At 70.5% G+C, this 14634-nt stretch carries 12 protein-coding genes; 6 read left to right on the forward strand and 6 right to left on the reverse strand.

Going from position 1 to position 14634, the window contains the following annotated elements; genetic code table 11:
- Positions 1–43 precede the first annotated feature (43 nt).
- A complete protein-coding gene (locus AMK10_RS05610) occupies positions 44–1744 on the forward strand; it encodes an acyl-CoA mutase large subunit family protein (RefSeq protein WP_073745325.1) in 1701 nt (566 codons plus the stop codon).
- Positions 1745–1758: 14 nt separating this feature from the next.
- On the opposite strand, the gene AMK10_RS05615 is transcribed toward AMK10_RS05610, so the two are convergent.
- Complete coding sequence (locus AMK10_RS05615; protein ID WP_073745327.1) at positions 1759–2394, reverse strand: TetR/AcrR family transcriptional regulator; 636 nt, start codon at positions 2392–2394, stop codon at positions 1759–1761.
- A gap of 317 nt (positions 2395–2711) precedes the next feature.
- Here AMK10_RS05615 and AMK10_RS05620 point away from each other — a divergent pair, with 317 nt between their 5' ends.
- From AMK10_RS05620 to AMK10_RS05640, 4 genes are all read left to right on the forward strand, one after another.
- The gene (locus AMK10_RS05620) at positions 2712–3680 is read left to right on the forward strand and encodes a tetratricopeptide repeat protein (RefSeq protein WP_073745329.1); all 969 of its coding nucleotides are present in this window, start codon (positions 2712–2714) and stop codon (positions 3678–3680) included.
- Between the two features lie 599 nt (positions 3681–4279).
- On the forward strand, positions 4280–4924 hold the full coding sequence (locus tag AMK10_RS05630; RefSeq protein ID WP_073745331.1) for a DUF6230 family protein: 645 nt from the start codon (positions 4280–4282) through the stop codon (positions 4922–4924).
- Positions 4925–5020: 96 nt separating this feature from the next.
- Complete coding sequence (locus AMK10_RS05635) at positions 5021–5578, forward strand: DUF6114 domain-containing protein (protein WP_073745333.1); 558 nt, start codon at positions 5021–5023, stop codon at positions 5576–5578.
- Positions 5568–6869: a hypothetical protein gene (locus AMK10_RS05640; protein WP_073745335.1), complete on the forward strand. Its 1302-nt coding sequence runs from the start codon at positions 5568–5570 to the stop codon at positions 6867–6869. Before AMK10_RS05635 ends, AMK10_RS05640 begins: the two co-directional genes overlap by 11 nt.
- A gap of 93 nt (positions 6870–6962) precedes the next feature.
- Here the strand turns inward: AMK10_RS05640 and pyk are convergent, their stop codons facing one another.
- From pyk to pta, 3 genes are all read right to left on the reverse strand, one after another.
- Positions 6963–8390, reverse strand: a complete 1428-nt coding sequence (pyk, locus tag AMK10_RS05645; protein WP_073745337.1) for a pyruvate kinase — start codon at positions 8388–8390, stop codon at positions 6963–6965.
- Between the two features lie 74 nt (positions 8391–8464).
- Positions 8465–9715, reverse strand: a complete 1251-nt coding sequence (locus AMK10_RS05650; RefSeq protein ID WP_107428372.1) for an acetate kinase — start codon at positions 9713–9715, stop codon at positions 8465–8467.
- Positions 9712–11784 (reverse strand): phosphate acetyltransferase, encoded by a 2073-nt coding sequence (pta, locus tag AMK10_RS05655; protein WP_073745341.1) that lies wholly within the window; start codon positions 11782–11784, stop codon positions 9712–9714. The genes AMK10_RS05650 and pta overlap by 4 nt, the downstream gene beginning before the upstream one ends.
- Positions 11785–12026: 242 nt before the next feature.
- Between pta and AMK10_RS05660 the strand changes: the two genes are divergently transcribed.
- A complete protein-coding gene (locus AMK10_RS05660) occupies positions 12027–13052 on the forward strand; it encodes an ATP-dependent 6-phosphofructokinase (RefSeq protein WP_073745343.1) in 1026 nt (341 codons plus the stop codon).
- A gap of 109 nt (positions 13053–13161) precedes the next feature.
- On the opposite strand, the gene AMK10_RS05665 is transcribed toward AMK10_RS05660, so the two are convergent.
- Together AMK10_RS05665 and AMK10_RS05670 are read right to left on the reverse strand one after the other, a co-directional pair.
- A complete protein-coding gene (locus AMK10_RS05665; RefSeq protein ID WP_241839495.1) occupies positions 13162–13785 on the reverse strand; it encodes a helix-turn-helix domain-containing protein in 624 nt (207 codons plus the stop codon).
- Between the two features lie 164 nt (positions 13786–13949).
- Positions 13950–14624: a response regulator gene (locus AMK10_RS05670; protein ID WP_073745347.1), complete on the reverse strand. Its 675-nt coding sequence runs from the start codon at positions 14622–14624 to the stop codon at positions 13950–13952.
- Between the last annotated feature and the right edge of the window lie 10 nt (positions 14625–14634).

The following is a 14634-nucleotide window of genomic DNA, read 5'->3' on the forward strand; positions in this document are numbered from 1 at the left end:
TTTGCCATCGACATTTACTAGGACGTCCTAGTAAATTTGAACCATGGACGCATCAGCGATCGAGGAAGGCCGCCGTCGCTGGCAGGCCCGCTACGACAAGGCCCGCAAGCGCGACGCGGACTTCACCACGCTCTCCGGGGACCCGGTGGAGCCGGCGTACGGGCCCCGCCCCGGTGACACGTACGAAGGCTTCGAACGGATCGGCTGGCCGGGCGAGTACCCCTTCACCCGGGGACTCCACCCCACCGGCTACCGGGGCCGCACCTGGACCATCCGCCAGTTCGCCGGCTTCGGCAACGCCGAGCAGACCAACGAGCGGTACAAGACCATCCTGGCCAACGGCGGCGGCGGGCTCAGCGTCGCCTTCGACATGCCGACGCTGATGGGCCGGGACTCCGACGACGGCCGTGCGCTCGGCGAGGTCGGGCACTGCGGGGTCGCCATCGACTCCGCGGCCGACATGGAGGTCCTGTTCCGGGACATCCCGCTCGGCGACGTCACCACGTCGATGACGATCAGCGGGCCCGCCGTCCCCGTCTTCTGCATGTACCTGGTCGCAGCCGAGCGCCAGGGCGTCGATCCCGCGCTGCTCAACGGCACGCTCCAGACCGACATCTTCAAGGAGTACATCGCGCAGAAGGAGTGGCTCTTCCAGCCCGAGCCGCATCTGCGCCTCATCGGCGACCTGATGGAGCACTGCGCCCGCGACATCCCCGCCTACAAGCCGCTCTCCGTCTCCGGGTACCACATCCGTGAGGCCGGGGCCACGGCCGCGCAGGAGCTCGCGTACACCCTCGCCGACGGCTTCGGCTACGTGGAGCTCGGCCTCTCCCGGGGCCTGGACGTCGACACCTTCGCCCCCGGGCTCTCCTTCTTCTTCGACGCGCACCTCGACTTCTTCGAGGAGATCGCCAAATTCCGCGCGGCCCGGCGCATCTGGGCCCGCTGGATGAAGGAGACCTACGGTGCGAGGACCGACAAGGCGCAGTGGCTCCGCTTCCACACCCAGACCGCCGGAGTCTCGCTCACCGCCCAGCAGCCGTACAACAACGTCGTACGCACCGCTGTCGAGGCCCTGTCCGCCGTCCTCGGCGGGACCAACTCCCTGCACACCAACGCCCTGGACGAGACGCTGGCCCTGCCGTCCGAGCAGGCCGCCGAGATCGCCCTGCGCACCCAGCAGGTGCTGATGGAGGAGACCGGCGTCGCCAACGTCGCCGACCCGCTGGGCGGTTCGTGGTACGTCGAGCAGCTCACCGACCGCATCGAGGCCGACGCCGAGAAGATCTTCGAGCAGATCAGGGAGCGGGGCACCCGGGCGCATCCGGACGGCAGGCACCCCATCGGGCCGATGACCTCGGGCATCCTGCGCGGCATCGAGGACGGCTGGTTCACCGGTGAGATCGCCGAGTCGGCGTTCCGGTACCAGCAGGCGCTGGAGAAGGACGAGAAGCGGGTCGTCGGCGTCAACGTCCACCACGGCTCCGTCACCGGCGACCTGGAGATCCTGCGCGTCAGCCACGAGGTCGAGCGGGAGCAGGTGCGCGCCCTCGCCGAGCGCAAGCAGGGCAGGGACGACGCGAAGGTGCGCGGCGCGCTCGGCGCGATGCTGGCCGCCGCCCGTGACGGCTCGAACATGATTGCCCCGATGCTCGACGCCGTACGCGCCGAGGCGACCCTCGGTGAGATCTGCGGGGTCCTGCGCGACGAGTGGGGCGTCTACACGGAGCCGCCCGGCTTCTGAGGGACGGGCGGCGGTCAGTCCTCCGGCGAGGAGGCCGCCCCCAGTCCGGAGAGCAGCAGCAGGGTGAAGCGCTGGGCCCAGTCGGCGTCGACGGGCTCGGCGCTCACCAGCGCGCGGTGCACCACCGCGCCCGCGATCACGTCGAAGATCAGGTCGACGGTGCGGGCCGCCACCTCGGGGTCCGGCTCGACGGGGAGCTCGCCGCGCTCCTGCGCGCGCTCCCGGCCCTGGAGCACGAGACGCTTCTGCCGGGCCACGATCGAATTGCGTATCCGGTCCCGCAGCGCCTCGTCGCGCGTGGACTCGGCGACGACCGCCATCAGCGCCGTCTTCGTCTCCGGCCGCTCCAGCAGCGCCGCGAACTGCAGCACCACGGCCTCCACATCGGCCCCCAGGCTCCCCAGATCGGGAAGCTCCAGCTCGTCGAAGAGCACCGCGACCGCGTCCACGACCAGCTCGTTCTTGCCCGCCCAGCGGCGGTAGAGCGTCGTCTTGGCGACCCCCGCCCGCGTCGCCACATCACCCATCGTCAGCTTCGACCAGCCGAGGTCGACCAGTGACGCACGGGTCGCCTCCAGGATCGCGGCGTCGGCCTCGGCGCTGCGAGGACGTCCGGATCGGGCTGGTTCGGTAGGACTGCGGCTCAGCATGCGGCGACCATACCGGCCGGTAAGTACTGCTGACCGGGCCCGGAGCCCGTGAGACAGATCACCGGGCGCTCTTGCCCCGCAGGGGGTGCGGGCAGTTACGCTACGGGTCGTAGCGTAAGAAGCGACGGTCCGCCGTCGTGGCGCCACGACCGATCGACAGCCACAGGCGCCGGGTGGGGACCCGGTGCCGAACGCGGGGTATTTCAGGGCCCCGGGGCCGTTTCCGTCCGCGCGCCGCGCACACCGGCGCGGCTGTGGACGGAGGCGGTTCACGGATCGCTTTCCGGAACAGTGGGCTCAGGGGGGAGGATGTACGTATGCAGCCTAGGAACATGTCCATGAGCGGCGTCGTCGACCTCGCCGCTGTGAAGGCGGCCGGCGAGGCCAAGACGAAGGCGGAGCAGGCCCGCGCGGAGTCTGCCCGGCAGGGGGGCGGTGGCGCCGTGTCGCCCGCCTCCCTGGTGATCGACGTCGACGAGGCGGGCTTCGAGAACGACGTCCTCCAGCGCTCCACCGAAGTCCCCGTCGTCATCGACTTCTGGGCCGAGTGGTGCGAGCCGTGCAAGCAGCTCAGCCCCCTCCTGGAGCGCCTCGCCGTCGAGTACAACGGCCGCTTCGTGCTGGCCAAGGTCGATGTCGACGCCAACCAGATGCTGATGCAGCAGTTCGGTGTCCAGGGCATCCCGGCGGTCTTCGCCGTGGTGGCCGGGCAGGCGCTGCCGCTCTTCCAGGGTGCCGCCCCCGAGGCCCAGATCCGCCAGACGCTGGACCAGCTGATCCAGGTCGGCGAGGAGCGCTTCGGGCTCACCGGGATCGTCGTGGACCAGGAGGCCGGAGCCGAGAGCGCCCCCGCCGAGGTGCCCGCCGGTCCGTACGACGCGCAGCTGGAGAGTGCCGCGCAGGCGCTGGACGCCAACGACTTCGACGGTGCGGTCGCCGCGTACAGGAGCGTCCTCGCCGACGACCCGGTCAACACCGAGGCGAAGCTCGGCCTCGCCCAGGCCGAACTGCTGGGCCGGGTGGCGGGCATGGACCCGCAGCAGGTCCGCAAGGAGGCCGCGGAGAACCCGGCCGAGCCGGTGGCGCAGATGGCCGCCGCCGACCTGGACCTCGTGGGCGGTCATGTGGAGGACGCCTTCGGCCGGCTCGTCGAGACGGTCCGCCGTAATTTCGGCGACGACCGCGACGCCGTGCGGGTGCGCCTCCTCGAACTCTTCGAGGTGATCGGCCCCGACGACCCGAGGGTCACGGCGGCCCGGACCGCGCTGGCGCGCGTCTTGTTCTGATGTGACAACGCGGCCGTGGAGTCCGCCGGGCCCCACGGCCGTTTTCGCGGGTGAACGACAAGGTAGGCCTCCGCTTTACCAAAACTTGATAAAAGAACGCCCTGTTACTCGCAGTAAATCGCCTTCTCGGGTCTGTCCCGTTTCGGGGGGTAATCTCCCTGTTCCTGTGTCCCTTTGGTGCCACCCTGTGTGGCCGGACGGTGCCCCCCTGTCGCGTCCCGGTTATCGGGTCGTTACTAGTCAGTAACGACCCCCCTTGTGTCACGGCCGCGAATGCACCACGATCGGCCACGCTCGGTCCAATACCCACCAGCCCGACGGCCAGTCGGAGCAGGTGGGTCCGTTGGGTCCCCACCGGGTGGTCGGCGGCAGTGGCGCCGATCGCGGACAGGGGGGTTCCTGCCCCTGGGCAGGGCCTGTCCGGACCGGCCGCGCAGACGCGCGGCCAGTGGTTGTCGCTCGGGGGTGATCGCCGGTGATTCGGATGCGGTACGCGCCTCCGGTCCGGGCGCTCTCCTTCCCGAGGACGTAGCACTTCTCCCATCCCAGGGCGGGCACATGCCCGTACCGGAGATGTACGTCCGAGAAGGAGGAAATTTATGAGTTCGCAGGTTCGCGGTGGTACCAGATGGAAGCGTTTCGCTCTGGTCATGGTGCCGAGCGTCGTCGCGACCGCGGCAGTCGGCGTCGGCCTGGCGCAGGGCGCGCTCGCAGCGTCGTTCAGCGTCTCCGGCCAGAGCTTCAAGGTCAGCACCGACAAGCTCGTCGGTGAGGACTTCATCCAGTACGGCAGCGTCGCTGTCGGTACGGACATCGAGGGTGAGAAGGCTCAGGCCCACCCGGTGGCCGTGTCCGGGTTCAGCAGGGCCACGATCACGAACATGTGCCAGTCGGTCGTGACGCCGAACCTGCCCTTCGGCCTCGGCAGCGTCAGCCTCGAGCTGAACGCGGGTACCGACCCGGAGAAGCCGGTCGTGGCGACCAACCTCTACCTGGATGTCGCCCAGCTCGACGCGGACGCGTACTTCGAGCAGATCGACATCGGCGTCGGTGCCGGATCGGTCGGTACGCCCGGCATCCAGCCCGGCACCGAGAAGGCGGTCAAGCAGGGCGGCTTCTCGCAGCGCGCCAAGAAGGCCACGCTCACCAACGTGGAGCAGACGGCGTGGGCGACCACCGCCGGTACGTTCAAGCTCAGCAACCTGAGCCTGAAGCTGCACAAGGGCGTCAAGGAGTGCTTCTAGCACTCGCCCGGGTGGCCGGAGCCCCGCGAGCGCGGGCCTCCGGCCGCCCACCCCTTCTCTTCTCACAGCAGTACCGGTTCCAGGGAGCTGTTTTCCATGAGCCCCGAGTCCACAGGGCAGAACGAGCACTACCTCACCGTCTACCGGCGGGGATTCCGCACCTGGCGGGGTAACCGGCCGTTCTGGGCGGGCCTGTTCACCATCTTGGGTGGTCTACCCATCGCGTACTTCCCGTACGCGAACATGCACCTCGGCAACATGACGATCGCGATGTCCACCACTGCGGGTGCGGGGTCGCTGATCATCGGGATCCTGCTCATCACGCTGGGCATGACGATGTGGTTCCACCACATCGTGCGGGTGTTCGCCGGTGTCGCCGCGATCCTGCTCGCACTGATCTCCATACCTGTCGCCAACATCGGCGGCTTCATCATCGGCTTCCTGTTCTCCCTCCTCGGCGGAGCGCTCTCCATCGCCTGGGCACCGGGAGAGGCCAAGGGCACCCCGGAGTCCGAGGGGGCGCACACGCAGGCCCACGGCGACGAGGTGCCGGAGCAGAGCCAGGGTGTCCACGACACCGCCCAGGCCCCGCGGAAGCCGCTGCTGTTCGACGTGGCGGCCGAGGGCGACGGCGGGAGGCATCGTGCGGGGTGACGAGACGCGGACGAACGAGATCGGCGCGGAGGACCTTCCGGAGCGAAGAGGGCCCCGCCACGCGGCGCCCAGGAAGTCGCTGCTGACGAAGCTGCACATGCCCGCGGGCAAGAAGGCGTTCGCGCTCGCCGCGATGCCGACGGCGGTCTTCGTGGGCATGGGACTCACTCCCAAGCTGGCCATGGCCGACGACAGCACGGACATCCCCTTCGCGCCGGGCCCCTGTGTCACCCGCTCCGACGAGCCCTCCGAGTCGCAGGAGCCGGAGCCCACTCCGAGCGCCACCGCGTCCGAGGACGCGGACAAGGACAAGGGCAAGGACGGGACCGGCAAGGACGACGCCGGCTCGGACGAGGAGACCGCGGCACCGGAGCCCTCCGCGAGCCCGAGCGCCTCCGCGCAGGACTCGACGGCCGAGGCCACCGAGCAGAAGGCCGACGCCGCACCCACGCCCACGCCCACCAAGTCGACCAACCCCCTCGACCCGCTGGGTGTCGGCGACGCGCTCAAGGACCTCTTCGACGGCAAGGACGAGGCGACGGCCGAGCCGTCCGCGTCCGCCACCGAGGGGACCCCGGAGCCCTCCACGTCCGCGTCCGCCACCGAGCCCGCGAAGGAAGCCGCGGACGAGGCGAAGGACACCGCGGACGAGGCGAAGGACACGGTCGACGAGACCACCGACGCCATCCGTGACGCGGCGGAGAAGGCCGGCGAGGACGTCGAGGAGCTGGACGAGGACGTCAAGGGCCTCGACCCGGTGAAGGACGAGGACATCCCGGACGGCGCCAAGGAGCGCTTCCCCTGCCCGACCGCCGACCCCGAGGCGCTCGCCGCGGCCGATCTGGAGCAGGGCATCCCGCTGCTCCCGGACGCCCCGTGGACCCTGGAGACCTCGAAGCTCACGCTGACCGGGCTCGACTACAAGGGCATCGTCGAGGTGAAGACGGTCAACGGCACCGTCAAGAAGGCGCTGAAGTTCACCGCCGACACCGTCGACATCAAGGACCTGCACCAGCTGACGGAGGGTCCGACGGCCGGCACCACCGGCCACGTCAAGGCGGAGGCGGGCTCGACCTCCACCATCCGCAACGGCACGGTGACGATGTACACGGAGGAGCTGAAGGGCAACCTCTTCGGCATCATCCCCGTCACCTTCAGCCCGGAGACCCCGCCGCCGCTGAACGTGCCCTTCGCCTTCTTCACCGATGCCACGGTGAAGCAGGCGGGCCAGTTCGGAGGCTCGCTCAAGGTCCCCGGACTGCAGAACTACTTCACCGGTGGCGGCAGCTGACCGGTGATCCGGACCAGTCCGGGAGCCGCATGACGACGATGGCCCGCACCCCGAGGACACGGGGTGCGGGCCATCGTCGTGGCGGGCGGGGCGTCAGGCGTTCTCGCCGCTCAGGTGGTGCACCCGGACCATGTTGGTGGTGCCGGGGACGCCGGGGGGCGAACCGGCCGTGATGACCATCGTGTCGCCGTCGCTGTAGCGGTTCAGCTTCAGCAGCTCGGCGTCCACCAGGTCGACCATGGCGTCCGTGTTGTTCACGTGCGGCACGACGTAGGACTCGACGCCCCAGCTCAGCGCGAGCTGGTTGCGGGTCGACTCCTCCGTGGTGAAGGCCAGGATCGGCTGCGCGGTGCGGTAGCGGGACAGACGGCGGGCGGTGTCACCGGACTTGGTGAAGGCCACCAGGGCCTTTCCGTCCAGGAAGTCCGCGATCTCGCAGGCCGCACGGGCGACCGAACCGCCCTGCGTGCGGGGCTTCTTGCCCGGCACCAGCGGCTGGAGGCCCTTGGACAGCAGCTCCTCCTCGGCGGCGACGACGATCTTCGACATCGTCTTGACCGTCTCGATCGGGTACGCGCCGACGGAGGACTCCGCCGAGAGCATGACCGCGTCCGCGCCGTCCAGGATCGCGTTGGCGACGTCGGACGCCTCGGCGCGGGTCGGCCGCGAGTTGGTGATCATCGACTCCATCATCTGGGTCGCCACGATCACCGGCTTGGCGTTGCGGCGGCACAGCTCGATGAGGCGCTTCTGCACCATCGGGACCTTCTCGAGCGGATACTCGACGGCCAGGTCGCCGCGGGCGACCATGACACCGTCGAAGGCGGCGACGACGCCCTCCATGTGCTCGACGGCCTGCGGCTTCTCGACCTTGGCGATGACGGGGACCCGGCGGCCCTCCTCGTCCATCACCTTGTGCACGTCCTTGACGTCCTCGGCGTCCCGCACGAAGGACAGCGCGACCAGGTCGCAGCCCATCCGCAGGGCGAACCGCAGGTCGTCGACGTCCTTCTCGGACAGGGCCGGGACGTTGACCGCGGCACCCGGCAGGTTGATGCCCTTGTGGTCCGAGATGACACCGCCCTCGATGACGATGGTGGTGACCCGGGGGCCGTCGACCGAGACGACCTTCAGCTCGACGTTTCCGTCGTTGATCAGGATCGGGTCACCCTTGGCGACGTCGCCGGGCAGCCCCTTGTAGGTGGTGCCGCAGATCGACTTGTCGCCGGGGACGTCCTCGGAGGTGATGACGAACTCGTCCCCGCGGACCAGCTCGACAGGACCCTCGGCGAACTTCGCGAGGCGGATCTTGGGGCCCTGCAGGTCGGCGAGCACACCGACCGCGCGGCCGGTCTCGGCGGCGGCCTTGCGGACCCGGTCGTAACGGCCTTGGTGCTCCTCGTGGGTACCGTGACTGAAATTGAAACGGGCCACGCTCATGCCGGCCTCGATCAGAGCGACGAGCTGCTCATGGGAGTCGACGGCGGGACCGAGGGTGCAGACGATTTTGGAACGGCGCATGAGGCGGATCCTATCGGTTTGTTTCACTGCGGAATATTCCGTCTGGTGGAAGATACAAAGGGGCGCGGGTCCGCTCAGTTGTGGACCAGGTCGAAGGTCTGACCGGCGATCTCCAGCTCCTCGTCCGTAGGCACGACGGCGACCGCCACCCGCGCGCCGTCGGGCGAGATCAGCCGCGGTTCGCCGGACCGTACGGCGTTGCGGTCCGCGTCCACGGACAGGCCGAAACCCTCCAGTCCCGCGAGCGCAGCCTCCCGCACCGGCGCCGAGTTCTCCCCGACACCCGCCGTGAAGACGACGGCATCCACCCGGCCGAGGACGGCCGAATAGGCGCCGATGTACTTCTTCAGCCGGTGGATGTAGATGTCGAAGGCGAGCGCGGCCCGCTCGTCGCCCTCGTCCACCCGGCGCCGGATCTCCCGCATGTCGTTGTCGCCGCACAGGCCGACCAGCCCGCTCTTCTTGTTCAGCAGGACGTCGATCTCGTCCGCCGACATCCCCGCCACCCGCTTCAGGTGGAAGGTGACGGCCGGGTCGATGTCTCCCGAACGCGTACCCATGACCAGCCCCTCCAAGGGGGTCAGTCCCATGGACGTCTCCACGCACCGGCCGCCCGCCACCGCGGAGGCCGACGCGCCGTTGCCCAGGTGCAGCACGATCACGTTCACCTCGGCCACCGGCCGGCCCAGCAGCTCGGCCGTTCTGCGCGAGACGTACGCGTGCGAGGTGCCGTGGAAGCCGTAGCGGCGGATGCGGTGCGCGTCGGCGGTCTCCACGTCGATCGCGTACCGCGCGGCGGACTCCGGCATCGTCGTGTGGAACGCCGTGTCGAAGACGGCGACCTGCGGCAGGTCCGGGCGCAGCGCCTGCGCCGTACGGATGCCGGTGATGTTCGCCGGGTTGTGCAGCGGGGCCACCGGGACGAGCCGCGCGATCTCCTCCAGCACCTCGTCGGTGATCACCGTGGGCTCGCTGAACCGCAGCCCGCCGTGCACCACCCGGTGCCCGATCGCGGCCAGTTCGGGGGAGTCCAGGCCGAGCCCGTCGGCCGCCAGCTCGGCCGCCGCCGCCTTCAGCGCCTCTTCGTGGTCGGCGATCCTGCCGGTGCGCTCGCGGGGCTCCCCGCCCTTCAGCGGGGTGTGGACCAGCCGGGACGACGACTCGCCGATCCGCTCGACCAGGCCGGTGGCCAGCCGCGACCGGTCCCGCATGTCCAGCAGCTGGTACTTCACCGACGAGGAGCCGGAGTTGAGCACGAGTACGCGGTGGGCGTCATTCATGGAGCGCGAACCTTCGCTGGTGGGGTCGGTGGTCATCGCGGTCATTCCTCGCCCTGCGCCTGGATCGCCGTGATGGCCACCGTGTTGACGATGTCCTGGACCAGCGCGCCGCGCGACAGGTCGTTGACGGGCTTCCGCAGCCCCTGGAGGACCGGGCCGACCGCGACCGCGCCCGCCGAGCGCTGGACCGCCTTGTAGGTGTTGTTGCCGGTGTTGAGGTCCGGGAAGATCAGCACCGTCGCCCGGCCCGCCACCTCCGAGGAGGGCAGCTTGGTCGCGGCGACGGACGGCTCGACCGCCGCGTCGTACTGGATCGGGCCCTCGATCCGCAGGTCGGGCCGTGAGGCGCGCACCCGCTCCGTGGCCTCCCGCACCTTGTCGACGTCCGCGCCCGTGCCGGAGGTTCCCGTCGAGTACGAGAGCATCGCGATCCGGGGGTCCACACCGAAGCGGGCCGCGGTGACCGCCGACTGCACCGCGATGTCCGCGAGCTGCTCGGCGTCCGGGTCCGGGTTGACCGCGCAGTCGCCGTAGACCAGGACCTTGTCGGCGAGGCACATGAAGAAGACCGAGGAGACGATCGAGGCGTCCGGCTTCGTCTTGATGATCTCGAACGCCGGCCGGATCGTGGCCGCGGTGGAGTGCACCGAGCCCGAGACCATGCCGTCCGCCAGGCCCTCCTGGACCATGAGGGTGCCGAAGTAGTTCACGTCCGAGACGACGTCGTACGCCAGCTCCACCGTGACCCCGCGGTGCGCGCGCAGCACCGCGTACCGTTCGGCGAAGCTCTGGCGCAGCTCCGAGGTCTGCGGGTCGACGAGCTGGGTCTCGCCGAGGTCGATGCCGAGGTCGGCGGCCTTCTTGCGGATGACGTCGGTGTCGCCGAGGAGGGTCAGGTCGCAGACGTCGCGGCGCAGCAGCACGTCGGCGGCGCGCAGGACGCGCTCCTCGGTGCCCTCGGGCAGCACGACGCGGCGCCGGTCGGAGCGGGCCTGCTCCAGCAGTTCGTGCTCGAACATCATCGGGGTGACCCGGCCGCTGCGGGCCACCGAGACCCGCTCCAGCAGGGCGCCGGTGTCCACATGGCGCTCGAACAGGCCGAGCGCGGTCTCCGCCTTGCGGGGCGTCGCCGCGTTCAGCTTGCCCTCCAGCGCGAAGAGTTCACCGGCCGTGGGGAAGGAGCCGCCGGAGACCGCGACGACCGGGGTGCCCGGCGCGAGGCGTGCCGCCAGCCGGAGTATCTCCTCGCCGGGGCGCTCGTCCAGGGTCAGCAGGACGCCCGCGATGGGCGGTGTGCCCGCGCTGTGCGCGGCGAGCGAACCGATGACCAGGTCCGCGCGGTCCCCGGGGGTGACGACCATGCAGCCGGGGGTCAGGGCCTTCAGGAGGTTCGGCAGCATCGCGCCGCCGAAGACGAAGTTCAGCGCGTCCCTGGCGAGACCGGAGTCGTCACCGAGCAGAACCGTTCCGCCCAGTGCGGTGGTGATCTGGGCGACGGTCGGCGCGGAGAGCGCCGGATCGTCGGGCAGGACGGAGCACGGCACCGGCAGCTGCGGCTTCAGCCGGTCCGCGATCTCCTCCCGGTCCTCGGAGGCCACCCGGTTCACGATCATCGCCAGGACGTCGCAGCCCAGGCCGGCGTAAGCGCGGTAGGCGTTGCGCGTCTCGGCCCGTACGGACTCGGCGTCCTGGTCCTTGCCGCCGACCACCGCGATCACCGAGGCGCCGAACTCGTTGGCGAGCCGGGCGTTCAGGGCCAGCTCGTCGGGGAGCTGGGTGGCCGCGAAGTCGCTGCCCAGGACCAGCACGACCTCGTAGTCGCGGGCCACCCGGTGGAAGCGCTCGACGAGCAGGGAGACCAGCTCGTCGGTGCCCTTCTCCGCCTGGATCGCGGAGGCCTCCTGGTAGTCCAGGCCGAACACGGTCTCCGGGCTCTGCGAGAGCCGGTAGCGCGCCCGCAACAGTTCGAACAGACGGTCGGGGCCGTCGTGGACCAGCGGCCGGAAGACGCCGACCCGGTCCACCTGACGCGTCAGTAGTTCCATGACTCCCAGATCGACGACCTGGCGGCCGTCCCCCCGGTCGATGCCGGTCACGTACACGCTGCGCGTCACGCGTGGTCTCCCGTCCTCTATGGCTGGCATTGTCCTCTTGACGATACCCACCGGGGCAGGTATGCCGCCCGCCGGGCCGAGTGCCCGTCCGGCCCCGGCCGGACCCCGAACGGTCCCGTACCGGCGAGGCCGGAAGCGCGGGGGTGCGGCCCGGCGTGGGACAATCGTCGTGGCTCACGGTACGGGGGTTTCTCGACGGGTCCCCGGAATGCATGGCACTAGCGAGCAGGAGACAGAGCAGGATGCGCATCGGAATTCTCACCGCAGGCGGCGACTGCCCAGGCCTGAATGCCGTGATCCGGTCGGTCGTGCACCGCGCCGTGGTGGGCCACGGCGATGAGGTCATCGGCTTCGAGGACGGCTTCAAGGGGCTGCTCGACGGCCATTTCCGGCCGCTCGACCTCAACGCCGTCAGCGGCATCCTGGCCCGCGGCGGCACGATCCTCGGCTCGGCGCGACTGGAGCGGGACCGGCTGCGCGAGGCCGCGGAGAACTGCGCGGAGCTGTCCCTCCGTTACGGCATCGACGCGCTGATCCCGATCGGCGGAGAGGGCACGCTCACCGCGGCCCGCATGCTGTCCGACGCCGGGATGCCCGTCGTCGGCGTCCCGAAGACCATCGACAACGACATCTCCGCCACCGACCGGACCTTCGGCTTCGACACGGCCGTGGGCGTCGCGACCGAGGCCATAGACCGCCTCAAGACCACGGCCGAATCGCACCAGCGGGTCATGGTCGTGGAGGTCATGGGCCGCCACGCGGGCTGGATCGCCCTGGAGTCCGGCATGGCCGGCGGTGCCCACGGGATCTGCCTGCCGGAGCGCCCCTTCCAGGTCGACGACCTGGTCAAGATGGTCGAGGAACGCTTCGCGCGCGGCAAGAAGTTCGCCGTCATCTGCGTCGCCGAGGGCGCGCACCCGGCCGAGGGCTCCATGCCGTACGCCAAGGGCGAGATCGACCAGTTCGGCCACGAGCGCTTCAAGGGCATCGGCAACCGCCTCGCCGCCGAGCTGGAACTGCGCCTCGGCAAGGAGGCGCGGCCGGTCATTCTCGGCCATGTGCAGCGCGGAGGCACGCCGACGGCGTACGACCGGGTGCTCGCGACCCGCTTCGGGTGGAACGCCGTGGAGGCCGTGCACCGCGGCGACTTCGGCCGGATGACGGCACTGCGCGGGACCGAGATCGTGATGGCCCCGCTGGCGGACGCCGTGACCCGGCTGAAGACCGTCCCCAGCGACCGGATGTACGAGGCCGAGTCGGTGTTCTGATCCGGTCGCCCCGATCCCCCCGCCGGTCCCGGACCGGTGGCGCGCACGGCCCCGGCCGTCCCCCGTGGACGGCCGGGGCCGCGGCCGTTCCCCGTCGGGGGAGGGCTCCTCAGATCCCCGCCGTCCGCCAGAACTCCTCGACCACGCGGTCCAGGAACTCCCGTCCCGCGTCGCCGCCGCTCCCCGCCCGGTCCCGGCCCGTGGTGTTCCAGCTCAGTGTCGACACCATCAGCGCCTGGTAGTCGGCGTGCAGTTGTTCCAGCACGTCCTGGACCAGGATCCGGTCGAGCGGTACGAGCTTGTCCACCGGCCGTACGTACGCCTGCCAGCGCGTCGTCACCGCTCGCGTGAGCAGGTCGGCCAGCTCCTCGTTGCGGCCGGTCGCCGTAAGGAACTGCGCCGCCGACATGTCCAGTGCGTCGCAGAGCGCCACCGCCTGGCGCTCGTTGCCCCGCCAGCGGCCGGACTCCTCGATCCGCTGGTACGCCGAGGCCGTCATCCCGAGCGTCCGCGCCAGATCGTCCACCGCGATGTCGCGGGCCATCCGGTGCTCGCGCAACGTGCTGGCCGCGGACAGCAGTTCGCCCGGGGCGCACCACAACACCCCTGCCAGCGCCATGAGTTCGCGTTCGCCGGGAAGCGCCGTACCGCGCTCCCAGGCCATCACCGTCTCGGCCGTGATCCTGAGTCCGTACTGGGCGCCGAGACCGTACGCAACATGTCCGGGAGCCATTCCCAGAGCCTCGCGCAGGCGGCGCGCGGCGGGGGCGTTGAAGGGCGGGGTGGGGTGCACGGCCCCACCGTAGAAGGCCCGGAACCCCCTGGCTACAGGCTGTTCCTATCGGTTCACCCTTCGTATGATCCTCCTAGGGTGGCCTCGGTTGGTACCCCGGAGCATCAGCGGGTTTCAGCCACCCAGTGGTAGTGCAGCTCGGGCCTGCCGACCTGACCGTAGCTGGGCCGCCGCACGGCCCGGCCCGCCGTCACCAGGTGCTCCAGATAGCGGCGCGCGGTGATCCGGGACATCCCCAGCTCCTCCCCGGCCGCCGCCGCGGTGACCCCGTCGGGCGCCTCGCGCAGCGCCCCGGTGACCGCCTCCAGCGTCGGGCCGCTCAGCCCCTTGGGCAGCGTGGCGGGGTCCGGGACGCGCAGCGCGCCCAGCGCCCGGTCCACCTCCTCCTGACCGCTCGCCTCCCCTGCCGCCGCCCGGAACTCGGCGTAGCGCACGAGCCGGTCCCGCAGGGTGGGGTAGGTGAACGGCTTCAGGACGTACTGCACGACGCCGAGGGACACGCCTTCCCGCACCACCGCCAGATCACGGGCCGACGTCACGGCGATGACGTCGGCGCCGTGGCCCGCCGCCCGCAGCGAGCGCAGCAGCTGCAGACCGTGCCCGTCGGGCAGATACAGATCGAGCAGCAGCAGATCCACCTCGGTGCGGTCCAGCGCGCGCACGGCCTGGGCCCGGGAGTGGGCGACCGCGGCGACCTCGAAGCCCGGCACCCGGCCGACGTACAGCTGATGCGCGTCGGCGGCCACCGGGTCGTCCTCCACGACGAGTACGCGGATCACGCCTCCCGCC

Origin of the sequence: Streptomyces sp. CB02058 (assembly GCF_001905505.1) — a bacterium.
Taxonomy (GTDB): Bacteria; Actinomycetota; Actinomycetes; order Streptomycetales; family Streptomycetaceae; genus Streptomyces.

Bases quoted from the DNA above. Each gene is read 5' to 3' on its own strand.
- AMK10_RS05635 (WP_073745333.1), top strand. From the start codon at position 5,021: ATGAGCCCCGAGTCCACAGGGCAGAACGAGCACTACCTCACCGTCTAC.
- pyk (WP_073745337.1), bottom strand. From the start codon at position 8,390: ATGCGCCGTTCCAAAATCGTCTGCACCCTCGGTCCCGCCGTCGACTCC.
- AMK10_RS05630 (WP_073745331.1), top strand. From the start codon at position 4,280: ATGAGTTCGCAGGTTCGCGGTGGTACCAGATGGAAGCGTTTCGCTCTG.
- AMK10_RS05615 (WP_073745327.1), bottom strand. From the start codon at position 2,394: ATGCTGAGCCGCAGTCCTACCGAACCAGCCCGATCCGGACGTCCTCGC.
- AMK10_RS05665 (WP_241839495.1), bottom strand. From the start codon at position 13,785: ATGGCTCCCGGACATGTTGCGTACGGTCTCGGCGCCCAGTACGGACTC.
- AMK10_RS05650 (WP_107428372.1), bottom strand. From the start codon at position 9,715: ATGACCGCGATGACCACCGACCCCACCAGCGAAGGTTCGCGCTCCATG.
- AMK10_RS05620 (WP_073745329.1), top strand. From the start codon at position 2,712: ATGCAGCCTAGGAACATGTCCATGAGCGGCGTCGTCGACCTCGCCGCT.
- AMK10_RS05660 (WP_073745343.1), top strand. From the start codon at position 12,027: ATGCGCATCGGAATTCTCACCGCAGGCGGCGACTGCCCAGGCCTGAAT.
- AMK10_RS05610 (WP_073745325.1), top strand. From the start codon at position 44: ATGGACGCATCAGCGATCGAGGAAGGCCGCCGTCGCTGGCAGGCCCGC.